This window comes from Flavobacterium pokkalii (assembly GCF_014596575.1).
GTDB lineage: Bacteria > Bacteroidota > Bacteroidia > Flavobacteriales > Flavobacteriaceae > Flavobacterium > Flavobacterium pokkalii.
Genome location: NZ_NASZ01000011.1, coordinates 25,041 through 38,085, shown reverse-complemented (window position 1 = coordinate 38,085; position 13,045 = coordinate 25,041). Strand labels below are relative to the sequence as shown.

14 protein-coding genes are annotated in these 13,045 nt (G+C 33.2%); 7 read left to right on the top strand and 7 right to left on the bottom strand.

From position 1 onward, the window contains the following. The gene (locus B6A10_RS08555) at window positions 1–1,551 is read right to left on the bottom strand and encodes a DEAD/DEAH box helicase (protein WP_026713644.1); all 1,551 of its coding nucleotides are present in this window, start codon (window positions 1,549–1,551) and stop codon (window positions 1–3) included. A 105-nt stretch (window positions 1,552–1,656) separates the two neighbouring features. Beyond that, a complete protein-coding gene (locus tag B6A10_RS08550; protein WP_188220555.1) occupies window positions 1,657–2,175 on the bottom strand; it encodes a DUF6155 family protein in 519 nt (172 codons plus the stop codon). A gap of 97 nt (window positions 2,176–2,272) precedes the next feature. Here B6A10_RS08550 and B6A10_RS08545 point away from each other — a divergent pair, with 97 nt between their 5' ends. Next, on the top strand, window positions 2,273–2,548 hold the full coding sequence (locus B6A10_RS08545) for a DUF3817 domain-containing protein (RefSeq protein ID WP_026713642.1): 276 nt from the start codon (window positions 2,273–2,275) through the stop codon (window positions 2,546–2,548). 54 nt (window positions 2,549–2,602) lie between these two features. Here the strand turns inward: B6A10_RS08545 and B6A10_RS08540 are convergent, their stop codons facing one another. After that, window positions 2,603–2,986, bottom strand: coding sequence for an acyl-CoA thioesterase (locus B6A10_RS08540; RefSeq protein ID WP_188220554.1), 384 nt, complete (start codon window positions 2,984–2,986; stop codon window positions 2,603–2,605). A gap of 76 nt (window positions 2,987–3,062) precedes the next feature. On the opposite strand from B6A10_RS08540, the gene B6A10_RS08535 reads away from it, so the two are divergent. From B6A10_RS08535 to B6A10_RS08510, 6 genes are all read left to right on the top strand, one after another. Then, the gene (locus B6A10_RS08535; RefSeq protein WP_188220553.1) at window positions 3,063–3,467 is read left to right on the top strand and encodes a glyoxalase; all 405 of its coding nucleotides are present in this window, start codon (window positions 3,063–3,065) and stop codon (window positions 3,465–3,467) included. Between the two features lie 305 nt (window positions 3,468–3,772). Beyond that, window positions 3,773–4,486, top strand: a complete 714-nt coding sequence (locus B6A10_RS08530) for an alpha/beta fold hydrolase (protein WP_188220552.1) — start codon at window positions 3,773–3,775, stop codon at window positions 4,484–4,486. Between the two features lie 46 nt (window positions 4,487–4,532). Further along, the gene (locus tag B6A10_RS08525; RefSeq protein ID WP_188220551.1) at window positions 4,533–5,480 is read left to right on the top strand and encodes an ATP-grasp domain-containing protein; all 948 of its coding nucleotides are present in this window, start codon (window positions 4,533–4,535) and stop codon (window positions 5,478–5,480) included. A gap of 22 nt (window positions 5,481–5,502) precedes the next feature. Next, a complete protein-coding gene (locus B6A10_RS08520; RefSeq protein WP_188220550.1) occupies window positions 5,503–6,609 on the top strand; it encodes a carboxylate-amine ligase in 1,107 nt (368 codons plus the stop codon). Between the two features lie 48 nt (window positions 6,610–6,657). Beyond that, on the top strand, window positions 6,658–7,488 hold the full coding sequence (locus tag B6A10_RS08515) for a type 1 glutamine amidotransferase (RefSeq protein WP_188220549.1): 831 nt from the start codon (window positions 6,658–6,660) through the stop codon (window positions 7,486–7,488). 134 nt (window positions 7,489–7,622) lie between these two features. Beyond that, window positions 7,623–8,813 carry a hypothetical protein gene (locus B6A10_RS08510; protein ID WP_188220548.1) on the top strand — a complete coding sequence of 397 codons (1,191 nt, stop codon included), beginning with the start codon at window positions 7,623–7,625 and terminating at the stop codon, window positions 8,811–8,813. Between the two features lie 55 nt (window positions 8,814–8,868). Here B6A10_RS08510 and B6A10_RS08505 read toward each other — a convergent pair whose 3' ends face one another. From B6A10_RS08505 to B6A10_RS08490, 4 genes are read right to left on the bottom strand one after another with little or no spacing between them, the layout of a single operon-like run. After that, window positions 8,869–9,366 (bottom strand): DinB family protein, encoded by a 498-nt coding sequence (locus tag B6A10_RS08505; protein ID WP_188220547.1) that lies wholly within the window; start codon window positions 9,364–9,366, stop codon window positions 8,869–8,871. A gap of 17 nt (window positions 9,367–9,383) precedes the next feature. Continuing rightward, complete coding sequence (locus B6A10_RS08500) at window positions 9,384–10,100, bottom strand: DUF4240 domain-containing protein (RefSeq protein WP_202986208.1); 717 nt, start codon at window positions 10,098–10,100, stop codon at window positions 9,384–9,386. A gap of 47 nt (window positions 10,101–10,147) precedes the next feature. Next, on the bottom strand, window positions 10,148–11,812 hold the full coding sequence (locus B6A10_RS08495) for a M1 family metallopeptidase (protein ID WP_188220546.1): 1,665 nt from the start codon (window positions 11,810–11,812) through the stop codon (window positions 10,148–10,150). A 14-nt stretch (window positions 11,813–11,826) separates the two neighbouring features. Continuing rightward, on the bottom strand, window positions 11,827–13,041 hold the full coding sequence (locus B6A10_RS08490) for an ATP-grasp domain-containing protein (protein ID WP_188220545.1): 1,215 nt from the start codon (window positions 13,039–13,041) through the stop codon (window positions 11,827–11,829). Between the last annotated feature and the right edge of the window lie 4 nt (window positions 13,042–13,045).

Genomic DNA, 13,045 nt, shown 5'->3' with positions numbered 1-13,045 from the left:
TTAATCTTCGTCTTCATCAGGTTCGTTCATGATCTTTTCACGATACTTTTTCCCGATTAACAAAGTCAATTTTTGTTTGTAATCATCCACCAGCCATTCGCGGTAGTTTTTACTACACTGACTTAAACATTTGGCATAACGCTTAATTCGGCATTCAATATCATCGTCTAATTCTTTAGACAATAACTTGGCTTCCTGCAAAGTTTCGGTGTTATAGACACACATGATTGCATGTTGATCCAGAGATTTATCCAAAACCACTTTAGAACGTAAATTTTGTTTGATAGCTAATTTATGTTCTTCATCTACATCAAAAGTTACGTCTTCGGTATTAGGAAACTTAGCTCTCAATTCAGGTGGCATGCTGTATTTAAAATACATCTCGATTTCGGCATCGTCACGTAAATTTTCCAAATAAAATTCAGGTGATTTAAAAATGTGTTGCCAGTTAACCGGCTCGCTCCACAAACCAAAACGAGCAGCATTATTTCCTAAGTCGATAACGGTAAATTCATCTTTATGAGGTAATTTTCGCGAACCACGACCAATCATTTGGAAATACAACGTCAAGGATTTCGTAGCACGATTTAAAATAATCGTTTCTACCGTTGGTTCGTCAAAACCGGTTGTTAAGATTCCAACCGAAGTTAAAATAGCATCTTTCGTATGCTTAAACCAATGTAAAATTTCCTTTCTTTCCTCGTTACTGCTGGTGTTATCCAGGTGACGAATTTCATAACCCGCTTCTCTGAAAGTATCATATACATACAACGAAGTATTGATACCATTATTAAAAATTAAGGTTTTCTTTCCTAAAGATCTTTCGGTATAAGCATGCAGTAATTTTTCCTGCATTAGGGTATTGGTATATAAATCATCCGAAGATTTTACGGTATAATCTCCATTGATTCCTACTTTTAATGAAGTCAAACCTACATCATAGCTGTAAGTAGTGGCGCGTGCCAAAAAGCCTTTATCTATTAATGAACCAATGGTGTCTCCAACGATTAATTCGTCATAACTTTGATTCATTGGTAATTTTATATTAGAACTTAACGGAGTTGCCGTTACTCCTAATATAAAAGCATTCGCAAAAGAATTTAATAATTTTCTAAACGAATTATAGTGCGCTTCGTCAATAATAACTAAACCAATATTGTCTAATATCAGTTTTTCGTCATTAATACGGTTTTTTAAAGTTTCGACCATCGCCACGAAGCAGGAAAACTCGTCCTGATCCGGCAAATCTTTAACTTTAGAATTGATAATTTTATTTTTAACCCCAAAACCTTTCAACATTTTAGAAGTTTGTTTGCACAGCTCAATTCGGTGAGTTAGTACCACAACTTTCTTATTGTGCTTGGACAGGTAACGGCGAACTATTTCTGAGAATATTACGGTTTTTCCACCTCCGGTAGGCAGTTGGTATAATAAATGGTGTTTTTCAGGTCCGTTATCAATACGCTCAAAAATCGCGTCGATATCCCCCTGCTGGTAAGCATAAAGTTCTTTTTTTTCTTCCTTTTCTATTTCTATCGTACTTTCGAACATTTGTTTTTGTTGAATTTTTGCAAAAATACGGTTAAAAAACAGTTATCTTGTTATATTTAATTTAAATTATTAACTCAATTTGAAATAATTTGATTTACAAGCCTCTCAATCGTTAATTTGCGCTATAATCTGCAAAAAATCTTTCTTATTTTTCCATTTTTGCTCGATTGTTTCCTGAAATATTGCATTCAAACGGCTTCTAAATTCACTCAAAATGCCATTTTTAATTAAAAATTGAACTGCCTGATCAAAAGAATTGAGCATACTTTTATAAAAAGCTTCCTGTTTAATGGAGTTTTCTGCCGAAAAAGTCTGCGCAATTTCAATATTGTAGAGCATTATATCAGCAATAACAAAAGGATCTACGCCAAGAGTTGTAAAATGTTTGATGAACTTTTGGGCTACTGAACGACGCATTTTAGCTTTTTTAGTTTTTCCCATCGGAAAATATTCGTTGGAAATTTTGAGCTTGGCTTCCTGCAAACGTTTTTCTTCTTTTGGATTAAAAACAAAGTCGTAATATTCTTTTACAACCGCAAATTTTTCATAAAGTTCCATCAGTTGTTCCTGAAGTTGGTCTTTGTCTAATTCGCCTAAATACTTTTTTAAATCCCTTTTGCTCATTATAAAAATTTTATGATTGCAAATGTAAATTACTTTAGTGGTTAATAGCCATAAAACAAATGTTATTACTTACTTTTGACTATAAAATAAATCACTTATGCTTAAAACTTTTAAAATAACTGCCATCCTTGAAGGGATATCTTATTTGGTACTTTTTACCAATATGCTTTTTATAAAGCCTAATAATTTTGAACTTTACCATAGTTTGCTGTTTCCAATTGGCATGTCACATGGGGTATTGTTTATTGGTTATATTATTTTGGCTTTTTTATTAAAAACACCACAAAATTGGAATGTAAAAGATTTTGGAATCATATTGATTGCTTCCTTATTACCTTTTGGAACTTTTTATGTTGAAAAGAAATATTGTTAATTGAATAGATTTTGCAACAGATTAATTGTTTTTAATTTTAATCTGTTGCAATTATTACAATCTGTTTTTAACAAATTCTATTTCTGTTTTTCCATGTGCTTTAGGTTTGCCGTCTGGTCCTAAATTAACCATTACTGCTTTGTCAATTGTAATAATGGTTTCTCTTGTCATCATATTTCGTACTTCACATTCTAAGGTAATTGAAGTAGTTCCAAAATGAACCACATCAATTCCTATTTCAATAATATCACCTTCTTTAGCAGAACTGGTAAAATTTATTTCGGAGAAATATTTAGTTACCACTTTTGAATTCTCAAATTGAATAATTGAATATAATGCTAACTCTTCGTCAATCCATGATAAAAGTTTTCCTCCAAATAAGGTTCTATTTGGATTCAAGTCTTCGGGCTTAACCCATTTTCTGGTATGAAATCTCATAACTTTGTTAATTACTTACATTAAAAGAATGCTTTCTTGTTGAATATTTTTTCTAAATTTAAGAAAAAGATAAGTCATGAGCCAAAGAGATCGTTTTTTAAGAGAGTTTAGAGGTGAACCCATAGGAAGTGTTAGTAACCAATCTTCAGCAGATGAAATTTTTCAAAATGAAGTCCTACGACCAATATTAAAGCTTCAAAATGATTTATTTATCGCTTCATTTCATAATTACATCAGTAAATACAAGCGTGATTTTTATTCGTTAAGCGTTGAAAAGAAATTATTTATCATTGAAAATGCAATTCAAAAAGACATCAAATTTCGAAATGTTTTGAAAGGAATGGTAATAGCTTTATTTACGGTAGATGAATATTCGCAATACATTAAAAATTCGTCGAGTCTGAACAAACGCATGATGAACATACTTATTGAAAGATTAAAGAATCAGGTTCAGCTATTTGAAAAAAGTATAGCCGAATAACTTTAAAAAGCGAAATCAAACAAAGTTTTTAAACTTTTTAAAACTGTTTTACCCTCCCCTTTTCTAACCATCCGTTTCAGAACTACGCTGTTGTGGACTACTATTTACAAAAATATACAGAAGTCTTTTTTAGGTATTTACAGAATGTTAAATAATTGGTTTCAAAAAGTATTTTTTGAAGCTCAAAAATGAATTATCTGCAACAACTTTAAGGCAAGTATTATGTTTTTGTTAAAAGTAAAATACTACATTCTATTTATGAATTTAGTATCGTTTATTTCCTTATAATTGTTAAAAGCAAAGTTATGAAAGAAAACTATTTGAAGTGGTATTCTCCTCATTTGAGCAGAGATACCGAGATGCTCGTTTTTGGACATGCGGGCTATCCGGTGGTTTTATTTCCTACTTCTATGGGGAGTTTTTATGAAAACAAAGACCGCGGATTAATCGAATCGGCAGGCTGGTATTTAGAACAGGGATTAATCCAGATTTATTGTCCGGACAGTATTGATAAAAACAGTTTTTATAACAAAAATATTCATCCGATACACCGTATTGAAAATCACAATTGGTATGACAAAATGATTTGTCATGAAATAGTTGAAAAAATCCGATTCAATACCCCAACTGGAAAAGTGGTGATGGCTGGTTGCAGTTTTGGAGGTTATCATGCTACAAATTTTGCTTTCAGGCATCCGGGTTATGTGAGTCATTTGTTTAGTATGAGCGGTATTTTTTCTATCAAAAATTATCTGGATGGTTTTTATAATGATACTGTTTTTTATCACAGTCCCGATGATTATTTACACGGACTCAATGATTATGAATTATGGAATATGGACATCGCTTTGGGAACTTCCAATTGGGATATTTGTCTGGACGCCAATTTAAAAATGAGTAAAATTTTAGCAACAAAAAAAATGGAACACTGGCTGGATATTCGACAAAATCAACCACACGACTGGCCTTTGTGGAAAGAAATGTTTCCGCATTATTTGTCCCGAATTCAATTTAGCTAAACAAATTAACCAATAACTTCGATTATAAAGTATTAAAGAAAAAAACATGAAAAAGATTGGAATTCTTTTTGGAATGGAAGACACCTTTCCACAGGCATTTATTGACAGAGTGAATTCAAAAAACGTTGACGGAATTATTGCTGAGGCGGTTTCTATAGATAAAGTGGTTCAAAATAAAGGCGGCGAATATGCTGTAATCATCGACCGGATTTCTCAGGATGTCCCTTTTTACCGAGCCTTTCTTAAAAATGCCGCTTTAACGGGAACTAATGTGATTAATAATCCTTTCTGGTGGAGTGCTGATGATAAATTTTTCAATAATGCTCTGGCAGATACTCTTGGCGTACCGTTGCCTAACACGGTAATTCTTCCGTCAGCAGAACATCCTACGGATACGAATGCTAATTCCTTTAGAAATTTAAAATATCCGTTAGACTGGGAAGGAATTTTCGATTACGTAAAATTTCCGGCTTATATGAAACCCTATGCCGGTGGTGGCTGGAAGAATGTATATCGACTGGAAAACAAGGATGAATTTTGGCAAAAACACAAAGAAACCGGACAATTAGTAATGCTGCTTCAGGAAGAAATTGTTTTTACCGAATATTTCCGTGTCTATTGTCTGGGATGTAAGGCGGTTAAAATTATGCAATACGAACCCCGTAACGAACCGCATTTGCGTTATGTTCACAACGGTCCTCCGGTAAACAAAAAACTTTTGGCAACTATTAAGGATTACACTATTCGACTTTGTAAAGGTCTGGGATATGATTTTAATACGGTCGAGTTTGCCGTTCGAGATGGAATTCCCTACGCCATCGATTTTGGAAATCCCGCTCCCGATGCCGATGTTAATTCTGTTGGAGAAGAAAATTTTGAATGGGTAGTTGAAGAAGCTGCTAAAATGGCAATCGCAGCGGCAAAAAAACAAAAACCGGGAAAAATTAATCTGACCTGGGGAACTTTTATGCAGGAGGCTGTTGCAGCCAAATAAGGAAATTGAGAAAAGAAAGAGAATGAAAAAACTACCTGTTTTTACACTGGGTATTGAAGAGGAATACCAAATTATCGATCCGGAAACCAGAGATTTGCGCTCGCATTTATCTAAAATTGTTGACGGAGCAAAAATATTATTAAACGAACAAGTAAAGGCCGAAATGCACCAATCGGTGGTGGAAGTTGGTACCAATATTTGTAAAAATGTAAAAGAAGCCGAGTGCGAGATAAAATTTTTAAGGACTAAAATAGTCGAACTCGCCGACAAACAAGGACTCATTGTTGGCGGAGCCGGAACACACCCTTTTTCAAAATGGCAGGATCAGGAAATCACTGATGACCCACGTTATCACAACATCATTAACGAATTGCAGGATGCTGCCCGTTCCAATTTAATTTTTGGGATGCATTGTCACGTAGGAATTGAAAGTCGGGAAATTGGGTTGAAATTAATCAATCAGGCTTGTTATTTCCTGCCACATATTTTTGCATTATCAACCAATTCTCCTTTTTGGGAAGGAAGACAAACCGGATATAAATCTTTCAGAACAAAAGTTTTTGATAAATTTCCACGCACGGGATTGCCGGAATATTTTGATTCTGTTGCTTCTTATGACAATTTTTTGGAAACTTTGGTAAAAACTAATTGTATTGATAATCCAAAGAAAATCTGGTGGGATTTACGCCTGCACCCTTTTTATAACACGATTGAATTTCGAATTTGTGATATGGCACTTACAGTCAAAGAAACTATGAGTATTGTTTCGGTAATTCAGGCTATTGTTGCTAAATTATATCGTTTAAATACTCAGAATTTAAAATTCAACACCTATCGTTTGGCTTTGATTAAGGAAAATAAATTCAGAGCTGCCCGATATGGAATTGAAGGCAATTTGATTGATTTTGGTTTGCAAAAAGAAGTAGAAACGAAATTGCTGGTTTTAGAATTATTGGATTTTATTGATGACGTGGTAGATGAATTGGGTAGTAGAGAACACGTTAATTATGTACATGAAATTTTGAAAAACGGTACCGGTGCCGATAAGCAGTTAGCTGTTTTTAAAGAAACAAATGATTTGAAGAAAGTAGTTGATTTTATCACTTCTGAATTCACTAAAGACTTATAAATTAAATTATTAGCGTATCTTTGAGTTATAATTTAAGGATTGAATTCAATGAAAAAGAAAAGCATAACTGTCGCAATATTAGATATGTACAATGGCGAACCTAATCAGGGAATGCGTTGTATTATTGACATCCTCAATCGATTTTCTCCTTTTGTGTCTTTCAAAATTTTTGACGTGAGAGGAAAGTGCGAATTACCTGAAATTGAAAAATTTGATATTTATATTGCTACGGGTGGCCCCGGAAATCCTTTGGAAGGAAACGGAAGTTGGGATGTTAAATTCTTTGAATTTATTGACGCGATTGTCAAATGGAACAACGAAAATCCCATAAAAAAACACGTACTTTTTATTTGTCATTCTTTCCAAATGGCTTGTAAACACTTTGGTTTAGCCGAAATTACCAAAAGAAACGATACCTCCTTTGGAGTGATGACGATTCACAAAACCAAAGAAGGTCTTAAGGATTTGTTATTTGAAGGCTTAGACGATCCTTTCTACGCGATTGATTCCAGAGATTATCAGGTTGTACAACCTAAATTGAGTGTTTTTGCCAAAAAAGGGGCTAAAATATTGTCACTGGAAAAAATAAGAGATCATGTACAATATGAAAGGGCGATTATGGCTGTACGTTTTACCGATCATTTGGTAGGGACGCAATTTCATCCGGAAGCTGATCCGATTAGTTTTTTGTCACAATTAAGGAATAAAGAAATAAAGGATAAAATTAGAAAATTGAAGGGAAAAAGGAAATTCCGAAACATGCTTGAAGATTTGGTTGACGATGATAAAATTTATCGCACTAACGAAACTTTGATTCCTAATTTCCTCCGTTCAGCCATTACTGACCTGATGAAATCTAAAAAAATCATGTCTAATTGATTATTTTATACTAATATAATATCGGAACACTGATTAAACAGATTAAAGAAATTAACACAAATAAAAATTAATAACTTCTTTTAATCTGCTAAATTAGTATCATCTGTGTTCCTTTTTTTAACATTCAAAACGGTATGATTTCTAAATATAGAAAATTATTCAACGAGCAATTTACCACAGAAAAATACGAAGCCTTAAAGCAGGATATTGCAGATGATTTTAATTATGTGCCTACTTTTCGGATGGCTGAAACACCATTTTTCATTTCTAATGAATTAAAAAAACAATTGTTAGAAGGTTGTGATAGTGTTATAGCTTTAATTCAACAAGATGATTTTAAAATATTAACAAATAAATCATTAGAATTAAATAAAAGGGTTTCTAATGAAGACAATCATACCACTTTTTTAGCAATTGATTTTGGGATTTGTGAAGAGAACGGAGCTGTTATTCCTAAATTGATTGAAGTGCAAGGATTTCCTTCTTTGTTTAATTATCAGATTAATTTATTTGAAAAATTCAAAAAACAATATCCATTTTTAGAAGAACTAATGCCTTTTTTAGATAGCATCAATGAGAGTGATTTTTTGAAAAATTTAGAAACTGTTTTTTGTAATAATCATCCAAAAGAAAATGTTGTTTTATTAGAAATAGAACCGGAAAAACAAAACACCAAAATTGATTTTTATTATTGCAAAAGAGATTTAGGAATCCCATTTATTTGCGTTACAGATGTCATTAAAAAAGGGAAAAAATTATTTTATAAAAACGAAAACGGAGAAGAAATTCGAATCAAACGTATTTACAACCGGGTGATTTTTGACGAACTTGACTTACGTCCTGATTTAAAAATGAATTTTAGTTTTTCTGATGAATTAGAGGTCGAATGGGCCGGACATCCTAATTGGTTTTTCCGAATCAGTAAATTTATTTTGCCAATGCTCAAAGGCAAATATTTTATAGAAACTACTTTGTTAAGTGAATTAAAGGAAATTCCGGATGATTTAGAAAATTACGTTTTGAAACCATTGTTTTCCTTTTCGGGTTCCGGTGTTATTTTTCATGTAAAAAAAGAAGATATTGAAGCTGTTACCGATAAAGAATTGTATATTCTTCAGAAAAAAGTCAACTATTTACCTATTGTTCAGTCACCTGACGGAAAAGTAAAAGCCGAAGTGCGAATGCTGTATGTCTGGAAAAAAGACGATACCACTCCCACTCCGCTTTGTAATTTAGTTCGCTTGAGCCGTGGCGAAATGATTGGCGTAAAATACAATAAAGACAAAGATTGGGTTGGTGGAACAATTGGTCTATTTGAAAAATAATTGTTTCCGTCTTTATCTTTTAAATTTTATAAAATCATTTTTCGCTGGCTACTATTTAGAATTTTTGGTCATCTGCAGAAGGTCCGTAACTTCCCGGCAGCGGAATGTTGTTCAAACGGTAATAAACGCCTAATTGTGCACGATGATGCGTTATTTGGTTCAAAGAATGTCGGATTGCACCATATTTGTTCCATTCATTTAAGGTTTGTCCGTTCATTTTAATTGCCCAATTGGGTTCTAAATCTTCTTCAGATGCTTTTTCCAAAGCTGCTTTTCCGGCGGCATAATCATCATCTAATTTTTTAATCAATTCTTCTTTTGAATTCAGAATAGTTGGTTTGTATTCATTTTTTCCGAAATCTAATTCAGAAGTAGCTAAAATCACTGCCGGCCAGGCAAAAACTTCCACAATATGCGTGGCAAGCGGCATCATTTTAAAACTTTTTTCATGTGGACTAAAGTCATTTTTCCCTTCCGGAAAATTTTCAATAAACTTTTTTGTGGTTTTGTACTCCTGATCTAACTCACTTTTGAGGTTGGCTAATGTGTTCATTATTGATCTTTTTTAGGTCACTTTTTCATAAATTTTTTAAACAAAACCGGACAAACTTTTTCCATCGTTTGAGGTTCATCTACATTCCAGTTAAAATCTAAAATAGGATAATTTTCATCAGTGGTTTTAAAATTTTCATAGTCTATATAAGCTTCCGCCTCTTTGTCGGTCACTTCCTTAAAAGCATTATTTCCAACATACCAAAAGCCTTCAAAATCATAGGTTTTTGGTTCGTTGTCCACTAAATTTACCAGATAATCCGGATTTTCCAAAGTTTTATAATAAGCCTCTTTTCCACGGGAAATTAACCAACATCTGAAATAATCGAAACCGTCATCGGCACCGCCATTACTGATGATATAATTGGCACACCATAAATTAGAAGTATATGAATCAAACAATAATTTATCGGTTCTTAATCGAAAACCAATCATTTCTTTTGGGGATAATTTCTCTAATTCAGTAGTCAGATAAATTTCCTGATCTTCCTGATTACTGGTTTCTTTCAATGATTTTTGAATAATTTCCCAATAAATGTTTTCATCCAGCATTTCATTGGTTGCTTTAAAATGAATGGAATCAAGATCTATTCTCGCAACTCTTACCGTATCAACCGTAAGTTCAACAGAATCAACGTAAACTTCCTGTTCATCTCTTTTTACAATACTATTTTGGCTATACTGGATAAAGCTTAGCATCAAAAAAAAAGAAAGATATAAATACTTTGTTTTCATCTTTATTAAAATTCGATTAGTCCCTATTAAAAATAGTAAGGATAAAATTAGTCTATTTTATTTTTTATATGAATCCCTTTTACATAAAAATCTGGATTGATAGTTACTTTTGAGTTTTTGTCAATATTTGTTTCATATTTCCAATTTGTCTGTGGATATAGCCATTTTTCTGTATCATTTACCATTATTTTTACAGGTATATTAAAATCAGTAACACAATTTGTCCAACGGAAAAACAATTGCTCTTTTTCAAAATAATATTCCAATATTGGAATTCGGGTATCTCTTAAATATTGGTTGAAAAACGAGATTAAATCTAAGTTTGTTTGCTCACTGATATAATTCTCAATTTGCTGTGTATTTACAATTTGATGATAAAAAGTACTGTTTAAACCTCTTAAAAGCGCTCTCCATTTTTGATCGTCATTAACAATTTGACGCAAAGTGTGCAGCATATTTGCCCCTTTGTAATACATATCGGTTGAACCTTCTTGGTTAACATTATAAATTCCAATAATTGGTTTGTCATTCATAATGTTTTTTCTAAGTCCGCGTATATAAGTCGAAGCGGCTTTTTTACCATAATAATATTCCAGAAAAAGACTTTCGGAATAATTGGTGAAACTTTCATGAATCCACATATCAGCAATGTCGGCATCCGTAATGCTGTTACCAAACCATTCATGTCCGGATTCGTGAATAATGATAAAATCAAATTTTAATCCCCAGCCGGTTCCGCTTAAATCATTTCCTAAATAACCATTTTTAAAACCATTTCCATAAGTAACCGAACTTTGGTGTTCCATTCCCAGATAAGGAACTTCTACCAATTTATAGCCGTCTTCATAAAAAGGATAAGGTCCAAACCAATATTCGAAAGCTTTTAGCATTTTCGGAACTTCTTTGAATTGTTTTTTGGCTTTCGCCAAATTGTCTCTCAAAACATAATAAGTACAATCTAAAATTCCTTTTTCGCCTTTAAATTTTTCAGCAAAAGAAACATAATCGCCAATATTGATATTCACACTGTAATTGTTTATTGGATTGGAAACATACCATTCATAGGTTTTGGTTCCGTCTTTTTGTTTTTTAATACGAAGCAAACGTCCGTTAGAAACATCGGTTAAATCTCCCGGAACGGTAACGTTTATATACATTTTCTCCACTTCATCATACAGATGATCTTTGTTAGGCCACCAAATACTGGCTCCAATTCCCTGACAGGAAGAAGCAATGAAAGGCTTTCCGTTTTTGTCCTTGTTCCAGCTAATTCCTCCATCCCAGGGCGGATTTACAGCAACTTTTGGTTTACCGTGATAAAAAACCGTTATTTCTTTGCTAGTTCCTTTTTTTTGATTGGATTGTAAATGGATAAAATACGCATTTCCATCTTTGTTGAAATTTAATTCAATATTATCCTGAATTACTTTATCAATCACTAGTGGATTTTGTAAATCAATTTGCATCACATTGTATTCCTGTAATACTTTATACTTAATAGTGTTAGAACCTGTAATTGTGCTGTCTAAAGGATTTATTTTTATATCTAAACGATATTGTTTAACATCCCACCAGACTCTTTCTTTTGTAATGCTGCCACGCAAACTATCCTGTCTCGAAAACGAAACTTCTTTTTGACCTAAAAGTTGTTGAGCCTGCGTTTCTTTTGCAGAAAAAAAGAATACAAATAAGCAAAAGCAAAAAAATCTCATACGTTTACAAATAATCAGTGCAACTTAGTCACTTTATTTTGTTCAACTACTACCGTATAATCAGCTATTAAACGATCGGTATACTCGTTTAGTAATTCGGCAACTCGGGGCTGCTTTTTCGATTTTACAATTAAACCGGCGTGGTATTCTAAAGGAACCAGGAAACAAACTTCCGGATCTGAAAAATCACTTAAATCCGGATGTTCGTATTTAGATAAAGTCAACACAATTCCGGCATATTCCTTTTTGATTTTGAGCAAATGATATTCTTGTTTTTTAACCAAAGCATCTTCAATTTTAGCCCATTCTTTCCAAAGATTAATATTTGAAGCTGCTTCGACCATTTCGGCAATATGAGCACCTCCCACCCGCGAAGAAGTTTCCAGAAAATAGATTTCTCCGGTTTCATGGCATTTTATAAATTCCGTATGCGCCACTCCGTTTTTTAAGCCAAAACCTTTTAAAACCTGTTCGTTAATCTTTTTTATTTCAATGTCATCTTCAGAATCATAAGGAATATTAGCCGTTCTAAAGACGCCTCCCCCCTGAGTAATTTCCATAGGTGTAGCCAAGTATTTAGAAGTAATACTAAAGAGCAGTTGATGGTTTACAATCAGACTGTCACAATGATAAACGGCTCCGGGTTTAAATTGTTCCACTAAATATTTAAAACGGTTATTGCCCATTTCATGGATATGAGCCCAAAGCGTTTCCTTATCATAAATCTTGATAATTCCTGTAGCCGAAGCTTCCGAACGGGGTTTTAAAACCCAGGGTGGAGAAACATTCTCTGTAAAAGTATTGATATCGGCATCGTGAAATAAGGAAGAAAATGCAGGAATAGCAATTCCGCAATTTTCAGCCTGCATGCGCATGGCTAATTTATCTCTGAAATAACGCCCGGTAGTTTGTCCCATACCGTCAATTCGGAGATTTTCTCTCAGATAAGTGGCTTTTTCGACATCAAAATCGTCCAAAGCGACAATCGCATCCACCGGATTAGACTTCATTAAATTTTCTATTCCCAGTAGCAAATGCTCCAAATTCCATTCTGTATCAGAACCGGGCATATAGAAAATCTCATCTATAAATTCATGTGGCCAGGGTTTGCTCCTTAATTTGTCACTGGTAACCAAATAAACAATGTTTCCCAGCTTTTTTAATTGAATTAAAAAATCAACTCCTTTAAAATAATTTGAAATGCAAACAAAGGTTTTAGCGTTTTCCATAAAT

Bases quoted from the DNA above. Each gene is read 5' to 3' on its own strand.
- B6A10_RS08535 (WP_188220553.1), top strand. From the start codon at position 3,063: ATGAGCCAAAGAGATCGTTTTTTAAGAGAGTTTAGAGGTGAACCCATA.
- B6A10_RS08520 (WP_188220550.1), top strand. From the start codon at position 5,503: ATGAAAAAACTACCTGTTTTTACACTGGGTATTGAAGAGGAATACCAA.
- B6A10_RS08510 (WP_188220548.1), top strand. From the start codon at position 7,623: ATGATTTCTAAATATAGAAAATTATTCAACGAGCAATTTACCACAGAA.
- B6A10_RS08555 (WP_026713644.1), bottom strand. From the start codon at position 1,551: ATGTTCGAAAGTACGATAGAAATAGAAAAGGAAGAAAAAAAAGAACTT.
- B6A10_RS08550 (WP_188220555.1), bottom strand. From the start codon at position 2,175: ATGAGCAAAAGGGATTTAAAAAAGTATTTAGGCGAATTAGACAAAGAC.
- B6A10_RS08525 (WP_188220551.1), top strand. From the start codon at position 4,533: ATGAAAAAGATTGGAATTCTTTTTGGAATGGAAGACACCTTTCCACAG.
- B6A10_RS08495 (WP_188220546.1), bottom strand. From the start codon at position 11,812: ATGAGATTTTTTTGCTTTTGCTTATTTGTATTCTTTTTTTCTGCAAAA.
- B6A10_RS08540 (WP_188220554.1), bottom strand. From the start codon at position 2,986: ATGAGATTTCATACCAGAAAATGGGTTAAGCCCGAAGACTTGAATCCA.
- B6A10_RS08490 (WP_188220545.1), bottom strand. From the start codon at position 13,041: ATGGAAAACGCTAAAACCTTTGTTTGCATTTCAAATTATTTTAAAGGA.
- B6A10_RS08500 (WP_202986208.1), bottom strand. From the start codon at position 10,100: ATGAAAACAAAGTATTTATATCTTTCTTTTTTTTTGATGCTAAGCTTT.
- B6A10_RS08530 (WP_188220552.1), top strand. From the start codon at position 3,773: ATGAAAGAAAACTATTTGAAGTGGTATTCTCCTCATTTGAGCAGAGAT.
- B6A10_RS08545 (WP_026713642.1), top strand. From the start codon at position 2,273: ATGCTTAAAACTTTTAAAATAACTGCCATCCTTGAAGGGATATCTTAT.
- B6A10_RS08505 (WP_188220547.1), bottom strand. From the start codon at position 9,366: ATGAACACATTAGCCAACCTCAAAAGTGAGTTAGATCAGGAGTACAAA.
- B6A10_RS08515 (WP_188220549.1), top strand. From the start codon at position 6,658: ATGAAAAAGAAAAGCATAACTGTCGCAATATTAGATATGTACAATGGC.